Origin of the sequence: Tolypothrix sp. PCC 7712, assembly GCF_025860405.1 — a bacterium.
In the GTDB taxonomy this organism is placed as follows: domain Bacteria; phylum Cyanobacteriota; class Cyanobacteriia; order Cyanobacteriales; family Nostocaceae; genus Aulosira; species Aulosira diplosiphon.
Map to the genome: position 1 here is coordinate 18,698 of NZ_CP063790.1, position 17,578 is coordinate 36,275.

General features: G+C 43.6%; 12 protein-coding genes. 5 read left to right on the forward strand and 7 right to left on the reverse strand.

Features of this window, described 5'->3' with window-relative positions; genetic code table 11:
* Nucleotides 1-16: 16 nt before the first annotated feature.
* Complete coding sequence (locus HGR01_RS39795) at nt 17-5,020, reverse strand: eIF2A-related protein (protein ID WP_263420173.1); 5,004 nt, start codon at nt 5,018-5,020, stop codon at nt 17-19.
* A gap of 73 nt (nt 5,021-5,093) precedes the next feature.
* Here HGR01_RS39795 and HGR01_RS39800 point away from each other — a divergent pair, with 73 nt between their 5' ends.
* Both HGR01_RS39800 and HGR01_RS39805 read left to right on the forward strand, forming a co-directional pair.
* Nucleotides 5,094-5,576, forward strand: coding sequence for a hypothetical protein (locus tag HGR01_RS39800; RefSeq protein WP_045873487.1), 483 nt, complete (start codon nt 5,094-5,096; stop codon nt 5,574-5,576).
* Between the two features lie 78 nt (nt 5,577-5,654).
* Nucleotides 5,655-7,112 carry a hypothetical protein gene (locus HGR01_RS39805; protein ID WP_045873486.1) on the forward strand — a complete coding sequence of 486 codons (1,458 nt, stop codon included), beginning with the start codon at nt 5,655-5,657 and terminating at the stop codon, nt 7,110-7,112.
* Nucleotides 7,113-7,146: 34 nt separating this feature from the next.
* On the opposite strand, the gene HGR01_RS39810 is transcribed toward HGR01_RS39805, so the two are convergent.
* From HGR01_RS39810 to HGR01_RS39820, 3 genes are all read right to left on the reverse strand, one after another.
* Entirely contained in the window at nt 7,147-7,272 is a 126-nt protein-coding gene (locus HGR01_RS39810; protein WP_255325334.1) for a hypothetical protein, read from the reverse strand.
* 88 nt (nt 7,273-7,360) lie between these two features.
* Nucleotides 7,361-8,530: a relaxase/mobilization nuclease domain-containing protein gene (locus tag HGR01_RS39815; protein WP_045873485.1), complete on the reverse strand. Its 1,170-nt coding sequence runs from the start codon at nt 8,528-8,530 to the stop codon at nt 7,361-7,363.
* Complete coding sequence (locus HGR01_RS39820) at nt 8,511-8,909, reverse strand: plasmid mobilization protein (protein ID WP_045873484.1); 399 nt, start codon at nt 8,907-8,909, stop codon at nt 8,511-8,513. Before HGR01_RS39820 ends, HGR01_RS39815 begins: the two co-directional genes overlap by 20 nt.
* Nucleotides 8,910-9,254: 345 nt before the next feature.
* Between HGR01_RS39820 and HGR01_RS39825 the strand changes: the two genes are divergently transcribed.
* On the forward strand, nt 9,255-9,548 hold the full coding sequence (locus HGR01_RS39825; RefSeq protein ID WP_052335364.1) for a hypothetical protein: 294 nt from the start codon (nt 9,255-9,257) through the stop codon (nt 9,546-9,548).
* Nucleotides 9,549-9,777: 229 nt separating this feature from the next.
* Here the strand turns inward: HGR01_RS39825 and HGR01_RS39830 are convergent, their stop codons facing one another.
* The 3 genes from HGR01_RS39830 to HGR01_RS39840 all read right to left on the reverse strand — a co-directional run bounded on the left by HGR01_RS39830 (nt 9,778) and on the right by HGR01_RS39840 (nt 14,672).
* On the reverse strand, nt 9,778-13,338 hold the full coding sequence (locus HGR01_RS39830) for a PriCT-2 domain-containing protein (protein WP_045873483.1): 3,561 nt from the start codon (nt 13,336-13,338) through the stop codon (nt 9,778-9,780).
* 281 nt (nt 13,339-13,619) lie between these two features.
* The gene (locus HGR01_RS39835) at nt 13,620-14,354 is read right to left on the reverse strand and encodes a hypothetical protein (RefSeq protein WP_045873482.1); all 735 of its coding nucleotides are present in this window, start codon (nt 14,352-14,354) and stop codon (nt 13,620-13,622) included.
* Between the two features lie 129 nt (nt 14,355-14,483).
* Nucleotides 14,484-14,672: a ribbon-helix-helix domain-containing protein gene (locus HGR01_RS39840; RefSeq protein WP_045873481.1), complete on the reverse strand. Its 189-nt coding sequence runs from the start codon at nt 14,670-14,672 to the stop codon at nt 14,484-14,486.
* Nucleotides 14,673-14,910: 238 nt separating this feature from the next.
* Between HGR01_RS39840 and HGR01_RS39845 the strand changes: the two genes are divergently transcribed.
* Both HGR01_RS39845 and ltrA read left to right on the forward strand, forming a co-directional pair.
* Nucleotides 14,911-15,159 carry a hypothetical protein gene (locus tag HGR01_RS39845; RefSeq protein WP_045873480.1) on the forward strand — a complete coding sequence of 83 codons (249 nt, stop codon included), beginning with the start codon at nt 14,911-14,913 and terminating at the stop codon, nt 15,157-15,159.
* 579 nt (nt 15,160-15,738) lie between these two features.
* Nucleotides 15,739-17,562, forward strand: coding sequence for a group II intron reverse transcriptase/maturase (gene ltrA / locus HGR01_RS39850; protein ID WP_045873524.1), 1,824 nt, complete (start codon nt 15,739-15,741; stop codon nt 17,560-17,562).
* The last annotated feature ends 16 nt before the right edge of the window (nt 17,563-17,578 follow it).

Genomic DNA, 17,578 nt, shown 5'->3' on the forward strand with positions numbered 1-17,578 from the left:
TATTTCTTCATAGCCCTTAACGGGGAATAGTTACACTTGGATCTAATTTTCGGGCTTGATTAAATTTAGCGTTAGCACCTTTAATGTCTCTATCCAACTGCGATAAAGCTTGACCTTGGTTAACCAGAAATTGAGCCTTTTTGGTGTTGCTCCAGTTAGCATAGTTGAGACAGGTTTGGGCTGCGCCTTTAGCTTCCTCAGTTTTGGCATGTACAAGGGCGGGATGGTTGTATAAGCGATCGCACCCTATTTTTAGCCAATCTTGCCAATTACCACCAAGCCACAACCTTAGTGTGCTGTCATCGCTACCACTGACAATGTACTTGCCATCGGGACTGAACGCCAGTGCTAAGACAAATGATGTATGACCATTGAAGGTGTGGAGCAACTTGCCGTTGATATCCCACAACCGTAGTGTGCTGTCTGCACTACTACTGACAATATACTTGCCATCGGGACTGAACGCCAGTGCCGAGATAAGTTGTGTATGACCGTTGAGGGTGTGGAGCAACTTGCCGTTTGTATCCCACAACTTGAGTGTCCTGTCAGTACTGCCACTGACAATATACTTACCATCGGGACTGAACGCCAGTGCAAAGACAGATTCTGTATGACCGTTGAGGGTGTGGAGCAACTTGCCGTTGGTATCCCACAACTTGAGTGTGTTGTCTCCACTACCACTGACAATATACTTGCCATCAGGACTGAACGCCAGTGCCGAGACAGATTCTGTATGACCGTTGAGGGTGTGGAGCAACTTACCGTTGATATCCCATAACCTGAGTGTCTTGTCATAACTGCCACTGACAATATACTTACCATCGGGACTGAACGCCAGTGCAAAGACAGATTCTGTATGACCGTTGAGGGTGTGGAGCAACTTGCCGTCTGTATCCCACAACTTGAGTGTGTGATCCACACTGCCACTGACAATATATTTGCCATCGGGACTGAACGCCAGCACCCTGACAAGTTGTGTATGACCGTTGAGGGTGTGGAGCAACTTACCGTTGATATCCCATAACCTGAGTGTCCTGTCAGTACTGCCACTGACAATATACTTACCATCGGGACTGAACGCCAGTGCAAAGACAGATTCTGTATGACCGTTGAGGGTGTGGAGCAACTTGCCGTTGATATCCCATAACCTGAGTGTCTTGTCATAACTGCCACTGACAATATACTTACCATCGGGACTGAACGCCAGCACCCTGACAAGTTCTGTATGACCGTTGAGGGTGTGGAGCAACTTACCGTTGATATCCCATAACCTGAGTGTCTTGTCATAACTGCCACTGACAATATACTTACCATCGGGACTGAACGCCAGTGCAAAGACAGATTCTGTATGACCGTTGAGGGTGTGGAGCAACTTACCGTTGATATCCCATAACCTGAGTGTGTTGTCTCCACTGCCACTGACAATATACTTACCATCGGGACTGAACGCCAGTGCAAAGACAGATTCTGTATGACCGTTGAGGGTGTAGAGTAATCTACCATTTGTATCCCACAACTTGAGTGTGTGATCCACACTGCCACTGACAATATATTTGCCATCGGGACTGAACGCCAGTGCTAAGACTGATGCTGTATGACCGTTGAGGGTGTGGAGCAACTTACCGTTGATATCCCATAACCTGAGTGTCTTGTCATAACTGCCACTGACAATATACTTACCATCGGGACTGAACGCCAGTGCCGAGACAGATTCTGTATGACCGTTGAGGGTGTGGAGCAACTTACCGTTGATATCCCATAACCTGAGTGTCTTGTCTCCACTGCCACTGACAATATACTTGCCATCGGGACTGAACGCCAGTGCCGAGACAGATTCTGTATGACCGTTGAGGGTGTGGAGCAACTTACCGTTGATATCCCATAACCTGAGTGTCTTGTCTCCACTGCCACTGACAATATACTTACCATCGGGACTGAACGCCAGTGCCGAGACAGATTCTGTATGACCGTTGAGGGTGTGGAGCAACTTACCGTTGATATCCCATAACCTGAGTGTCTTGTCTCCACTGCCACTGACAATATACTTACCATCGGGACTGAACGCCAGTGCCGAGACAGATTCTGTATGACCGTTGAGGGTGTAGAGTAATCTACCATTTGTATCCCACAACTTGAGTGTGTGATCCACACTGCCACTGACAATATATTTGCCATCGGGACTAAACGCTACCGCACTGACACTTTTTGTATGCCCCAAGAAGATATTGCGCTCATGAACAGATTCTATAGCTTCCGACAAACTAGATTGAACTTCACTCAGCACTTTGTTAAGGGATGACTGACTTTCACCAGTTGCCTGAATTGCTGAAATTAATTGCTCTACATTTGTTTGTACTGAAAGCTGATACTTAATATTTGCACCTTTTTCACGCAAACTAGCAATTTTTGCTTGTTGTTTGGCATTAGCTTCCTGTTGATGTGATTCTTTAGCAAATTTTGTGGCTCTAGCTTCTTGGTTTTTGGCATTAGCTTCCTGCTGACGCGATTCCTTGGCAAATTCTTTAGCTTTAGCTTCCTGAGTTTTAGCGATCGCAGTTTGTTGTTTGGCTATACCTTCTTGCTGACGCGATTCCTTGGCAAATTCTCTAGCTTTAGCTTCCTGAGTTTTAGCGATCGCAGTTTGTTGTTTGGCTATAGCTTCCTGCTGACGCGATTCCTCGGCAAATTTTGTGGCTCTAGCTTCTTGAGTTTTGGCGTTTTCAGCCTGTTGTTTAGCGTTTTGGGCTTGTTCTTTAGCAATAGCTTCCTGTTTACGCGACTCTAAGCCAAAAATTGTAGATGCGATCGCTCCTATAGCTACTACTGCTACAAAAGAAGCCACTGCGCCTAACTGGAACCATTTATTTCGCCGACGCTGTTGAATGCTTTTTTGAACAAACTCAGATGCTAAATGCGAAAGTAAACCGAGTTCCCCATATTCTTGTAAGAAATTCTCTGCTTCTGCTAATTTTGGCCCGGTAAATAGATAATCTTTCGACTTGTTTTTACTTTCCCACTCTTCTGCTGCTGCTTCAATCTTACGTTCAATACGGATTGCGACTCGGTTTTCTGTTACCCAAGAACGCAACTTTGGCCAATAGCGAATTAGTGCTTCATGGGCTACATCCACTACTGTCACTGTCTTTTCACTCTCACCCCTTGCTTGTAGTTCTGATGTAACGACTAATCTCGCATCTGCCAATTTGCTCAGTACTTGTTCCACCACTGCTGCAGATTGCTGGGAGTTGATTAAATCTGTTTTAAATACCTGTCTGCGGGTATCTTCTGTTCCCTCTCCCAAGTGAGTTAATTCGATAAATATGCGTTTAGCAGTTGCTTGTTCTTCTTTAGTCTTGAACGCATCATAAACTTCATCTGCTCGTTTTTGTAGTGTACCTTTCACTCCGCCCATTCGGCTATATTCTGCCAGTGTTAAGCGGTTTACCTCTCGTTTGCGCCACAATTCTGTCAGGGTGTATTGTAACAAAGGCAAAGTACCAGGGCCTTCGACATCGGCTAACATTTGTTCTACTAGTTCCCGCTGTACTTCTAAACCTACTTGATAAGCAGGTTGGGTAATAGCTTCTGTCAACTCCTTTTTATTCATGGGAGTGACAGTGATGAGATTTGCTTGAATTTTCTGTGCCAATCCTGCATATTCCTGTTCTGCACATTTGCCAAAGAAATCTGCCCGCATTGTCACTACAACTGTCAACAGAGAATTATTTAATGCCCCTAAAAAGCATTCAAAAAACCGCTGTCTCTCCCTTTCATTTTGACAGAGAGTAAAAACTTCTTCTAATTGGTCAATCACCAGGATGAAACGCTGAGTGTTAGCATCAGTTTCTAGTTCATGGGATAATTCTAGCGATCGCAATGTAGTTTGAACTAATTGCGTTAATCCGCTTGCACCTTTGTTAAGTAATTCTTCAGCCGTTGCTAACTCTTCCCCATAGCCAATTACTCTAGCTAAACTCTGCAGGGGATGTTCTCCGGGGCGAAAAATCTTGATTACCCATTGATCGCTTCCGCCTAATCTTTTACCTAGTTTCAGCTGATAAAGTAAACCTGCTTTCACTACACTAGACTTACCACTTCCAGAAGCCCCAATCACTGCTAAAAAATTTCCTTGCCGAAGATTTTCTAACAGCGAATCGGTTAAAGCGGTGCGTCCGTAGAAATATTTGGGGTCTGAATCGTTAAACTCAAAAGCTGCTAAACCTTTATAAGGGCAGAATTCTGCCATTAACACCGCACGGTCAATTTTTTCTTTTTGTCCCGTGAGGATAATTTCGCCGCCAGTGTTGTGAAAAATAGGACGCTGACGGGCAGTTTTTAACTGTTGCTGAACTAAGTCAACGAGTGAGTAATTTGTCACCCAGTCTTCAGCATGATTTTCTGGTTTTAACGCTTCTACTAATGCAGCACTCAAAATCCCATGATTGCTACTCAAGTCTTCATAAGCGACTTCAAAGCCACGGGAAGCGGCAATTAAACACCTATCCTTAGTTTCAAAACTCCCCGGATCGGCATCATGGAAATTAATAAATTCGCCGCTATGACAACAATCTAACCAAACTATTTGCTGCCGTACTGGGGAAGATTGTAAGAGTTTACGTAACCAGTCTAGGGAAAGTCCCCAATCTCCCATCAAAGGACAAGTATCGCTGGTGCCTAAAAAGCCTTCTATGACTCCACCTATATCTTTGCGTAAACCATGCCCTGCAAAAAATAACAAAGCTGTATCAGGAATGCTACGTCCAGGGGGGTTGAAGAGTTGGACAATCGCTGTTTCTAATTCTTTAATTGTTAGCTGCTGTTGCGGATCGACAAACCAAGATCCATCCTGATTATAAGCTGCTGGTAATCGCTCGACATGGAACTTGCCATAGGTTTCTAAGACTTGGGCTATGGCTTCAGCATCAATTGCTGGCGCTTGGAGATGCGGCGGGCGATCGCTAGCTTTTTCAATCAGCGTCGGATAGCGATTAATCCCGATCACCAGTGCTTCTCTTTCCATAGTCGCCAATTAATTTAAGTATCGAATAAACTTAATGTTAATCATGTAACTTCAAATATTCGTAATTTTCCTCATGGAATCTACTGAAATTAACAATACTTTATTAGCGCTATTGCTTGCCTTGAAGGATTCTGACATTTCTTTAAGCAATACAGAACAATCTGATTTATACCAAGCTGCTGAACAACTTTCAGCTAACCCAAAAGCCTGGGAAATACTCATCGCACCCCGTCTGTTGATGACGATTCAAGCTAACGCCGCTTTAAATCAACGCTTTCAAGCTGCAAAATCGCAATTAGATAATTTAGGCGATCGCATTCCTCTGAACTTACTACCTAGCGAAGCTGAACTCGAACTAGCTGCACCAAAGCATAAGCCTCAACCGACAACCCGTGCTATTCCCCAAGTTAGCGCCTCTGATTTGAGAAGCAATGAAATTACCAATATGGCTATTAGAGTAATGACAACTTCTAATCCTGCGGAAACTGCTAAAAAATTAAATGGTTTTGAACAATTCCAACAATTTTTAAGCCAAAATCTTAGTCAAAATCAGTAATTTGTCGTTAAGGATGTGTTATGACATCGCTCATAACGCATCCTACTAATATTAAAAAATATAAAATTATTTTCTTAAATGACTGCACTTATCTATCCAACTATTGACCTCTTTCTCTATGACTTGAAGTATAGTTTAGGCGATACTTCAGAAGAGATCCGACAGAATCAACAATCTTTTTTTCAGAAGATACCTGAATATATTCGACCATTTTTGCTAGAAAATGGGCAAGATTTACAAGGTGAATATGTTCATCTCCTGAAAGATGTATATGCACCGACAAAACATGATAGTGAAAAATATGAAGGCTATATTTACCCTGTACTACTTGGTGATAGTTATGGTCTACTTCTAGAATGTGCTTTCAAAAATAAAACTGATGCTCAACCTGCTCAATGCTTTGCCAATATTAAAGCGGAAATTGAGCAAACTTTAAAAGGTCAAACAGCTAATATTGGACAAACTTGGATGCTCTCTGGCTGGTTATCTGCCGAGCAAACCCAAAGCCCAGAAGATATTGCTCAAGCTTGCTATCAAGCATTAATGCCAGGTTTCGATTGGGAAGGAGATTTACAAGGTCAAGGGCATTTTTTAGGAGCAGATATTTTTGAACTCACTCAAAATTGTCAGCATTTCATTATAGTAATATATCCTGACGAAGCTACTTTAAATTTATCTGGTAAATTTTATGCGGATTGGATGCGTTTGTTCTATTATCGGCACAAAATATTCTGGGCTTATAGTCAAAGTCGGATATTAAAACATTCTCTGCAAACTTATTTTTCTAAAATTCAAGCTGGCAGTAATACAGTTGAAAAAGCCAGAAAGCATGGCAGTGAGTTAAAAATACTGCATACAACATTAATTGATGTGCAAAATACCCTCAATGAATATACCAGAGAATTAACTATCATAGATTTCCAGGGTGGCACAATTGATATTAACTTAAGTAATTATGAAAAACGGATAGGTAAAATTAAACAAAAATCTCAAAAACTTCTAGTAAATCAAGAAACAGAAGTCAGATTTTTAACAGAGTTCAGTAAATTAGTTAAAGACAAATACCGCTTCCAAATAACTAAAGACTCAGAAAACCTAGAACGAGGTTTAAAATTACTTTCAGATACTATTAACGCAGTTCGCAGCCGCGTTGAAGTAGAAAAAGCTGAACGCGATCGCAATTTTCAAACCTTCGTTAGCCTGTTAGCTGCGGGTTGGACTTTTGGCTCTTTTGTCGCCGCTTTACCAGGATTGGGCGAAGATAACGATAACCCTGTCAGATCCTACCTAATTAAATCTTTCCATCTAGAATCCAGTACAGAAGGCGTAAAGACAATCAAAGAAGTCAAGACAGTACAACAATTAGATACAAAAGAAGGAAAGAAAACCCAAGAGGTAAAAACAATTACAGAGGAACCAAACGAAGAACCTTGGTGGCTAGTCCCAGCAACAACAGGAATTTACACCCTCAGCGGATTTATCATCGCTATCTTATTACTTTTGCTTTGGCGGCGTTTGTCGCGGCGGTACACATAAGATACTCCTAAAGAATTAGCCGTAACGCACCATATTACACCGCAGTGCGTAACGCACGAAGATAGTGATTTTGTGACCAATATTGTCGAAAATATGCGCCTAACTGGATGCCTAAACCAATCATGGCTGATGGATCGGGCGGGTGATTTTGATGAAACATTGGCTGTTGTCGATTTAAATCAAAATTAGTTTGTTTGCACTGTTTCGGTGATGCAGTCCCTGATGGTTATGAGCGGAGTACTGTTGAGTTATCGGCTCAATCCCCGCCGTCTTGGTTGTTCTAGCTGTTGTTCAAGTTCTTCTTCTAATTCATCTATTACCAAATCGAGCAATTCTTCTAATTCTGCTTGGGTGCGTGGGATTGAACCTAGCTTGATAGTTTCTTTAATGTCTTCTGCTGGTTCTTCTTGCTCTAGTAGGTGGGAGATAATTTTTTTATCTCGGTCGTCAGCTGACAATGCAGTTGCGCTTAGTGCTAGTGATAGTTGTTGATATCTCTGTTGCTTTGGGTTAAGTTCGGGTTGTTCTTGGGAATGTTCTTGATGTTGGTTGAGTTCAACTTGTGTTAGTTGTTGTGTGGGTTTGGCTGGATTTAATAGCAGTGAAATAATGCGGTGGTCATCGCGTTTTGGTTGATAGTCAACAGATTTATGTTTCTGCAATCCGGGGAATGTGTAAGCGGCTCCCAAAGAAGTACCGCTAAATTGCTGGTCTTTCATTGAGTAGCTGATGCCTTTACTCTTGCCGTTGCGTGTAGTTCCGTGGCGAATTTTTACACCTTGGAGTTGCAATCGCTCAATTAGTTGCGGCATTGTGGGTGAGTCTGCGGTGGCGCGGTCGATGAGTTCTTGGAGTTGTTGCTTAATGGGGGGTTCTTGTGGTGAGGAGCGATCGCCTTTTAAATACTCTTTCTGTTCTCGCTCTAGCCGTCTTTGTTGCCCAATACTTGCTTTACGCGATAATTTCTCGTGGCTACCTAGAGTTGGTTGTAAGCCGTAATCTCTTTCTAGCTGTCGGATGATACTTTCACTGCGTTTGTAGTCCCAGCTATCACGTACAATTTTCCCGTTATCTAAACGTATGCGACTGGCGCAGATGTGGATGTGGTCGTGTTGGGTGTTGTGGTGTCTGTAAACTACGTACTGGTTGCTGTCAAAGCCCATCTCTTCGAGATAGCGATTGGCGATTTCATTCCAAGTTTCATCGTCTAGTCGCTCGTTGTCTGGTAGTGATAATGATGCGTGATACACTACTCGGTCGGCTTCGGGGTTTAATTGACGGGAGATTTTGAATTCTCTAGCTAGTGCAATGGCATTGTTGCCGCCCATGTTGCCACCAATGAGTTTGGCATCTTCTTGAGATTGAAGATAGTCTAAAAGTCCGCGAAATCCTCGCCCTTTAGTCTGGTTGCCAATCATCTGTTTCTTCGTCCTCTTCTTCAATGAAGGTTTTGGCTATTTCTCGTTGGCAGTGTTGCAGCAGTTCTAGTAGTTCCTGTAAGAGTTCTGGTGATGCTGGCGGTGGCAGTTGCATTTTAATGGCGGTATTTGTGGCTTTGGCCAGTTGGTTGATGTTGTTGCCAATGCGCGAAAGTTCTATATATGTGGCTACTGTGACCCGGCTTAGTCGAGGCGGTGGTGGTGGGATTGGTCGCAGTAATAAACAGCGTCTTGTTAATTCTGCCAAGCTCATGCTCGCGTCTTCTGCTTTGGAGCGAATCATCTCGTATTCTATGGGGCTGAATAGCGCTTGCAGCCTTTTGGTGCGGACGAGTGACTGAGAAGAACGCTTGGTCATAATGTCATTCCTGACAAACTGCAACTTTTGAGGGGGTTTCCAAAGGCGGGACACTTCCCCCTTTGGCAAGCCTGTTGTGCCGAGCGCAGCGACAGCTGCACGCAGTGCAAGACATGGCTTGCTTCTAGCCCATTTTCGGGAGAGCGGAAAATAGGAAAATAATCAGGGTGGGGATGCACAGCGAGGGGGTTCGGGAAATCTCATGCGGCGGCAGTTGCCGCCATTGGGCTGATTTGTTCACGTAGAAGCGAACACAGTATTTTCAATAATTTTTAAATTAAATTTTGCTACATCTAGAAAATAGTAGATTAGGCGATATATAGCAATAATTATCAATTTTTATTAATGGCTATGGGTAGAGAGAAAAATAATGAGCGAGTTCCTGTAAGCAAGGTTGATGAGGCAATTAAATTGCTTCAGGATTTAAAACCCAAGGAACGAGATGATATTTCGGCTTTGGAGACTGTGCGTAAACTCAGACGATACATTGAGAAACTGACTTCGGAAAAATATGGCTATACCTTTGATGAAGTCTCTGAAATGTTGCAGGGACTGGGGATTAATTTAAGCGGGAGCCGGATTAAAACTTTATTGGCTGAGGTGAAGAAAAATACTCGCAGTAAAAAAAGCCAGAATTAGGGTCAAATCCTGGTGTAGCTCTTAAAATTTCTACTCAGGCTCAGGATTTATCTGCAAGTGGTGCTGATGGGAAAACACAGACTAAAAAACAGCAGAAAAATTAGTGGTTTTAGGCTGTAATCGACAGCAAAGCATAGCAGAGATTAGTGGCTGCTACATTAGAGCGAATAGGGTTAGTTTATTTGTATTGGTTTGGTATTGGTTTGCAGTCAAAACTATAACTTTATTGTCAAGTTACAGATGATTGCGATGATTGCATTGGGGCAACAGCTAGGAGAATAGATTCATTTGAGTAAACTTCAGTAGGCAGACAACTGAGTGCAGCTACCAGCAGGTTAGCCCTAACTTGGGGGGTACATTCGTGTAAAACTCGCTCCATTGCTCTATTACCAATGGTTTTGGCAACTAGCGCTACCTCGTCTAATAAGCCGTCTGGGGATAATTCAGGTTGTTGGCACAACATGGGGAAGTATTCGCTAGCTAACCACTGTTCGTCCTCCGCCAATTCTGTAAAATTTTTATTACTACCGCTATGAAGACAATCTAATAGCAGGAGTAATATTTTTTTAAACCTAGCCCAGCCGCCCCAGCGTTGGGTAAATCGGCTCACCCAGCCCTGGGTAGTGTCTATGATTTTCGCAATCTCCGTTTGGCCAATTTTCTGCTTCGACTGCCAAAGTTGGGTAAAAGCGTTGACAATGGCTAGTCCAGTCTGCTGCTCAGATCTGCCAGCTTCGGGGCATAGTTGGCAGGCATCAATGCTTTGTAATTTAACATTGGGGAGATGGTCAGCTAAGAAACTTAAGTCATAGTCAGCACAGAAGTAGAAAGTCAGCTGTTCGGTGGGGCGACGGTGAGAACGTAAGCGCCCAATTTCTTGGATGATTTCTGCTTGCACTAATTCGGTGAGATACTTTTGGAAAATGCTTTCTGGGTCGCTCAGGTTGACAGGGTGTCCTGTCATTACCTGGAGTTGTGCTGCCAAAACACCAATATTTTGGTAAGGAATGCCAAAGCTGGCTAGAGCGTCGGCATCACTAAAGCGATTAACGCCACGACCATCAACAAAGTGACCATATTCTTGGCGGTCAGCGGCAGTATCAGCGATCGCTTTCCAATCAATAATGCCCAATTGGGAGTGCAGTTTGGTCAAAGCTTCTTTGAGGGCGTTGACACGGGCTATCAGGGATGGTGAGCGATACTTGGGCAGTTTACCTAAACCAGTGACATTAATTACAGTTAAATTGCTGTAGTCTGGGCGTTGTTGCTCAATTATTAATACGGGGTCAGAGCTACCGAGTTTTAATTTTAATTTGCTCTTTGTGAGAGTAGCATCGAGAAAAATATTAAATTGGGCAGAGTTGACTAGTTCAATATGCTTGGGGTTTTTCCGGTAAATGCTCAATACGCCCCAGGAACAGCTAAAAGCACCGTCACCTTTCCAAGCTTCTAGGAAATCAGGTAGCCAGTATAAAGGCAAGTCGAGAAATTCTCTGCCAGCGTTACGGGCGCTGTCCTTGGTAATTTGTTTGGCAGCGTAACGGGCGGCGGCACTTTTTTTGAGTTGCGTGTCGCTGTTAACATCAATGGTGTCTAGGTTTTCTAGGAATTTTAAATCGGGTTCTAAAGCCTGTCGTATAGCTTCAATATCTAAATCAGGTGGGAATTGCGGCAGCATAGCCCGGATACTGGCATCATTAAAGCCATAGCGGTCGGGAGAATCGATGTCTTGAGTAAATAGCGGATGTAAGGCTTGGATAACTGGCTGGAGTTGAACTAGCAGTGATGGTGCGTTGAGTGCCAGTTGACCAACGGTTTTTTCAAAATCAGCTTGATTGACATCAAGGGAATGCACTGGTTTGATGAGTGTGCCTGCTTCTTCCCAAATGCGACCGACTGTAAAAGCTTGGTTGGCAACGTTGATTAAGTCGGTGGGGGTAGAATCGGGGTGCGCTCTGAGTTCACGTTCGGCGTGAATAGTTGTCCGTTTTTGAAAGCGGAAGCCGTAGCCGTCGCCATTGGCGAAACGGCATTGGTTTTTCAGGGAGCAACCATTACAGATGGGGCTAATGTCGCTTTCTTCAAAATTAAGAGCGGTAAAGTTTTTGTTACGAAATGCGTTGAATAAATAAGTTCTGTGACAATTGCCCACGGTGTCGGCAGTTTCACCCGGTTTAATCCAGAGTTGGAAGTCCTCGCCTAAAGGAGTTTGGCGGGTAGGGTCAAGTTTGAAGCCGTTATGTCGGACTGGCAGGTCAACAAAGTTGGTCTCGATGGGCAGTGTGGATGGGTTGCGGTGGTTGGCATCTTGGTAAATGAGTTTATCAATGCCGAATTGGGCAGATGTGAGTTGTCCAGCATTATAAGATTTGCCCAGTCCAGGATGGGAATTATCTAAAATATGCGTCCAGCCTTTGGATACAGCTTCTAGCCAAGCGTTTATGTGTTCTTCTGGCTGGCACTGGATTCTAATATCTTCTGTAACTTCGGTTTTATGGGGGATATTGCCCGGTTTGTAGATAATAATCTGGGGGGCAGAGGAAGCGGTATTAGTTTTTGGCAGGGGCGTTCGTGATGGCGGCGTTTTAAATCCCTTAAATATCGCCGCAAAAGGTGCTATAGCCTGCTTTAATAAATCTTGGAAGCTGGTTAAATCTTCTTTAACTCGTCCTAGTTCCCACTGTTGACGGTCAATTTGTCCTTTTGGGGGCAGGGATGGTTCATACTGCCGTTGTGGAAAGCGAAAGCCGTACTGCTTGGCAAAGTGAAACAGTGTGCCAATCGTGATCCCCGCACGTCGGAAACTGCGAATTTTAGCGGGGATGTTCCAGGTTGTACCTTTGATGCTGGGTGACCACTTTTCAGCAATGATTTCGGCTTCAGATGCCCCGTAGTGATTGACCAAAGCCATCAGCACTTGGCGGCATTCGTCGTAATTGCCGCTACCTGGGGTGCGTGGGGGGATAAATGAAAGTGCTTGTTGAATTAGCTGCTCAATGTCCCAGCCTTCGGTGTTGGAAATTTCGCGCCACTGTTGGCGGCGTGACTCGATTTCTTGGATGCGCTGTTGGTATTCTTCTCTTTCATGCAGCGCGATCGCAATTGCCTCAGTTACCCATTCTGTTGGTAGCGTTGCTTGGGGGTTGACCAACAGAAATTCTGCTTCTGTGTTGCCATAGAAAACCCGGCTGGCATCTTTACAGGCAGGGTCATGGGGCAACTGCTGCATGAGAGAGCGCGTACAAGCTTCTACTGTGTCAGCACCCTCAACATATTGGGGCAGAAGGAAAATCAACCGGAACTTATGCCAGTCTGGTTTGTGACTGGCAGTGGTGTACATTAAAGCGCAGTGTTTTTGAATGAAGGGATGGACTAGCGCTTCTTCAATGGTTAATTGCGGAGTGTAAACCTTGATAGAATTTCCGTTGTCATCCAGTATTGGCTTGCCATAGGCATCACGGGCGATATCAGAATTATCGATGTCAAGTAATAGCCACTGAGAACCTATAACATTGGCCTTACTGCGCCATTTACCGCCTAATAATCCAGCACAGATGGCGTGACCTGTTTTAATGTGCTGCTGGACATCAGCTAAAGTTCCTTCTGCATCTCGGAAGTTGGCGGCTAACTTTTTAAAGTCCCAGTCTTTATTTTTACCTGTGGCGTTAAATGCAAACTTGATTTTAGTATCTTCAATAAACTCAAGTTCTATTTCACGAGTTAAAGCGGTCTGTTTAGCAGCAGCAGCTTGCGATTCTACTGAGTTATTAAATTGTTGTAATTGTGGCATCAGCCCATCCTCCAGCAAGTTTTTTGGAGGAATTGGAGCTATCCTGTGGTAGTAATCTTGACTCTACAAACTTTTAGAAATATCAGAACAAAATTTAGATTAATTCCTGAGTTGTTGTTTGTTCCTGTGTGGCCAGCGTTACAATGGCTTAACACTCCAAAAGTTAGGATAAGATTACTATTAGGGATATTAATTAGGCAGTCAACCCAATACCCCAATTCCAATTGAATAAATTGAAAGCCTCGCTGTCCTTGCAGGACGTGAGGTTTTCGCCTTTTAGCCTACTCGTATTTGGCTAACCAAGCCTTAATAAACTCAGTTACTTCCTCCTCTTGAATAACAAACGCAGTGCCTTTCCTTCTGAGAGCCAGAATTTTGAGACTTCCTATCTCAGAATAGAGTTGGTCATTGTGATGGGTATCCGCCAGAGTAGGCGGCCATAAGACCAAAACTTTCGCTGTGGGTGTCTTTTGAGCTTCACGAGATGACATCCCAAACAAATTTCTATTTTTATCAAGCCAGCTTTTATAATCTGCTAGTTCAACTAGAGGGCAGGGTTCCCAGGTTCTTAAACCACTCTTGTTTTTCCGCTTAACCTGCAAAACTTCCCTTTTTTCGTTGTAGACAATCTCGCTGTCTCCTTTTGAGCGAATCGAGATAAATAAGTGAGTTTTGCGTGGAAACCTAATAAACAAGTCAACAGGGTTCTTCGACTTTATCTGAAGCACTGGAAAGACTTGTATTTCCTCACTTTTAAACTGTTCTAACAGTAAGGCTGTTAATTTTTCTAACCGAGCCAGTTTTTCAACTCGTACCAATGGCTTGTAAGCCAATGCAAAAAGTAACCAGCCCGCCGGATGAACCATGCCGCCTGTAGCCAGCGCAGCACCACTAGCCGCTAGAGCCACAGTGGACTCATAGTCTTTCGCCTCCCGAAGCATCTCTAACGCCGCTTCGTTGTGCGGCGGGAGTTGAAAATCGGTTGCTGGCTCTTTCGCGGTAGTCATTGGTGACATCAAAAATTGTTTTGGCTGATGACTAATCTCTCATCCTTTACAGGGTCGAACTTTTCTTCATCTAAGCTATATGGTTGGTTTTTCAGTCATGTATTTTGCTTGGGCTAAGTTTAAGTAAAAGTGATCGCCCTAATCTTCATCCTGCTTTTTTAATTTAGTTTTTTTTGTATGTCTTGCCGCAAGCGCTTCGGAAGCAAGAATTTTTACCATTTGACTCATAGAGCGTTTTTCAGTTTTGGCTTCAGCAGATATCAAGTCGTAAAGTGCTAAGTCATCTTCATCTGTGAAATAAATATTTAATCTAGTTCCTGTGGGCATCGTAACACTATCTGGTGTTGGAATACCCCTATTGTCAGTCTAAACCTCTTACTTGTCACTGGTGTTATGCAGTGTTATGATAGCACCAGAAAGCCAGAAAACGACACAAAACAAAGGCAATAGAAGCCGGAAAGTGGAGTTAAGGCTAACCAATAATTGGATATTAGGATTTGAGTCAATTTTCCTAAAAATTGGCTTTAATTCCTATAATTCAAGACTTTTACCAATTATCTGAACCATGACAACCACATACACCGATGCCAATTCTTGGCTAGTTCAAGCATCGTCGCTTGCCAATTCTGGGCTAAATACCCTTATCGCAGGTAAAGACCCCGGTGCTGGGTATGGGAAGGCAACCTATGGTGATTTTTGTATCATGATGCCTGCCGCATACTCAGTAGTTCGCAACCGCAACATCCACCTTCACGAAACCATTTCAAAAGATGGGTGCTGGGTGCGCTATGCAGAAGTGCGATTCGTTAGCTAGAAACTAGGCTCCGTAAGGATTCTAGGGGATTAGCTGCTAGGTAATAGCCTAGATAACTGAATAACAATGTAGGTGTGAATCCTACCCCTCAAGTGCTGAGGTGAAAGCCCTTTCCCTACTGTAGAGACTAGCCATCAATCGGTAAAGCGGGAATGAAAGGCGCTCTTACTGGGAGCCTAAACCTGGTAAGGAGCCGAGCAAGATATCCATGAGTACGAAAGAAAGACACGTTTGAATCATCGTAAAACGCATACAGCGAAATCAGGCTGAAACGCTGCGCCAAAAGGCAAAAGATAAGGGATTGGCGGGTTTCTGACCGACCAATAAGCACCCCCGATAAACTCGGTGAACAGTGTCACTCTAAAGGTATCAGTATTGTTATTCGGAACGAAGTAACCCGTCAAACGCTCTCAGGTACGCACTGAGCAAGGCGCAAGTGTGGTCGAATACCTGAGTAAGTGCTAACCGGATGCCTTGACGGGCAAGATTGAGTAAGAAGCGAACGCTTGGCTGTAATGGTCAAGATAGGCTGACGTACTCACGATGATTTGGTAGGAATGGTCACATTAGGAAGTATATATGTCTAAAACACTGAGCAATCAGATGGTGGAATGGAATAGCATTAACTGGCGAAAGCTAGAACGTGCTGTTTATAAGCTTCAGAAAAGAATATTCCAAGCCTCTCTACGTGGTGATACATTAGCAGTACGCAGACTCCAAAAAACCTTGATGAGGTCTTGGTCAGGAAAAGCCTTATCTGTCCGCAAAGTAACCCAGGATAACCAGGGTAAGAAAACCGCAGGAGTTGACGGCATCAAGTCATTAACCCCCAAGGCTAGACTTACTTTGGTACTAAGCTTGAACATTAACCAAAAAGTTAATGCTACCCGTCGTGTTTGGATTCCCAAGTCCAACGGTGACAAGCGACCCCTAGGTATTCCCACTATGCATGACAGAGCGACTCAAGCACTTGCCAAACTGGCTCTTGAACCAGAATGGGAAGCTCGTTTTGAGCCAAATAGCTATGGATTCCGACCAGGAAGAAGCGCCCATGATGCAATCGAAGCAATATTTAACAACATCAAACAATCTGTTAAGTATGTTTTAGATGCTGATATATCGAAATGCTTCGATAAAATTAACCACTCAGAATTGCTCAAGAAAATCAATACATTCCCAACAATGCACAGACTTATCAAAGCATGGTTGGAATCGGGTGTAATGGATGATGGACAATTCTTTGAGACTAAAGAAGGCACACCACAAGGCGGTGTAATATCTCCCTTACTAGCGAATATCGCCCTTCACGGGCTAGAACAGCTAGTAATAGATTATGCACATAGTCTAAAAGGTAAAAAGAGAATAAATCAACAAACCATATCCCTAATAAGATATGCCGATGATTTTGTAATACTTGCCAACAAAAAATCTCAAATCGTTGAAATGAGAGATTTAGTCTCAAAGTGGTTAGAAAAAATGGGTCTAGAATTGAGTCCTAGTAAAACCAGAATAGGGAAAACCCTGTTTAACCCGACAAATAGCCTAGAAGAGTCAGAAATGACCAAAAACTCTGGGTTCGACTTTCTCGGATTCCATGTTAGACAGTACAAGGTGGATGACAAACAGTCAGGAAAATCAACTAACGGTAAACTACTAGGATTTAAAACACTCATCAAACCCAGCTTGAAAGCGATTAAGAAACACTACGACGCAATCGCAGAAATTATCGACGCTCACAAAGCAGCCCCACAAGCCGCACTAATAGCAAAACTCAACCCCATCATTAGGGGATGGGTCAATTACTATTCGACAGTTGTAAGCAAAGAAACATTCTCTACGCTTGATTACCTAGTATACCAAAAGCTTTCCAGATGGGCGAAGCGTCGCCACTCAGGTAAATCTGGGTCATGGGTAGCCAATAAGTATTGGAATACAGTAGGCGGCAACAACTGGGTATTCTCAGTAACTAGAGATGGTCAAGTAGCCGAAACCTTAATCAGCCATGCTAGCAAGCCAATTGTTAGGCATATCAAAGTTAAGGGGACAGCATCGCCATTCGATGGAAACCTGAAATACTGGAGTTCTAGAAGAGGAGAACACCCCCTAGTTCCAACAAGAGTCACAAAACTTTTGAAAGAACAGAAAGGTAAGTGCGCTCACTGCGGATTGTATTTTAGGGAAGACGATTTAATCGAAATTGACCATATCATTCCAACTTCCGTTGGCGGAAAGGACAGGTACGGCAACCTCCAATCATTACATCGTCACTGCCACGACAGCAAAACTGCCAACGATGGTAGTAGAGGTACTCATAACTTGAGCCAAGTCATTGAGGAGCCGGATGAGGTGAAAGTCTCACGTCCGGTTCTGAAGACGAGCGGGACTCGTGAGAGTTTCGCTTAGTTTAATGGTTCACGCA

Coding starts and splice junctions, on each gene's coding strand:
- HGR01_RS39805 (WP_045873486.1), top strand. CDS start 5,655: ATGACTGCACTTATCTATCCAACTATTGACCTCTTTCTCTATGACTTG.
- HGR01_RS39815 (WP_045873485.1), bottom strand. CDS start 8,530: ATGATTGGCAACCAGACTAAAGGGCGAGGATTTCGCGGACTTTTAGAC.
- HGR01_RS39810 (WP_255325334.1), bottom strand. CDS start 7,272: ATGTTTCATCAAAATCACCCGCCCGATCCATCAGCCATGATTGGTTTA.
- ltrA (WP_045873524.1), top strand. CDS start 15,739: ATGTCTAAAACACTGAGCAATCAGATGGTGGAATGGAATAGCATTAAC.
- HGR01_RS39845 (WP_045873480.1), top strand. CDS start 14,911: ATGACAACCACATACACCGATGCCAATTCTTGGCTAGTTCAAGCATCG.
- HGR01_RS39830 (WP_045873483.1), bottom strand. CDS start 13,338: ATGCCACAATTACAACAATTTAATAACTCAGTAGAATCGCAAGCTGCT.
- HGR01_RS39795 (WP_263420173.1), bottom strand. CDS start 5,020: ATGGAAAGAGAAGCACTGGTGATCGGGATTAATCGCTATCCGACGCTG.
- HGR01_RS39840 (WP_045873481.1), bottom strand. CDS start 14,672: ATGCCCACAGGAACTAGATTAAATATTTATTTCACAGATGAAGATGAC.
- HGR01_RS39835 (WP_045873482.1), bottom strand. CDS start 14,354: ATGTCACCAATGACTACCGCGAAAGAGCCAGCAACCGATTTTCAACTC.
- HGR01_RS39825 (WP_052335364.1), top strand. CDS start 9,255: ATGGCTATGGGTAGAGAGAAAAATAATGAGCGAGTTCCTGTAAGCAAG.
- HGR01_RS39820 (WP_045873484.1), bottom strand. CDS start 8,909: ATGACCAAGCGTTCTTCTCAGTCACTCGTCCGCACCAAAAGGCTGCAA.
- HGR01_RS39800 (WP_045873487.1), top strand. CDS start 5,094: ATGGAATCTACTGAAATTAACAATACTTTATTAGCGCTATTGCTTGCC.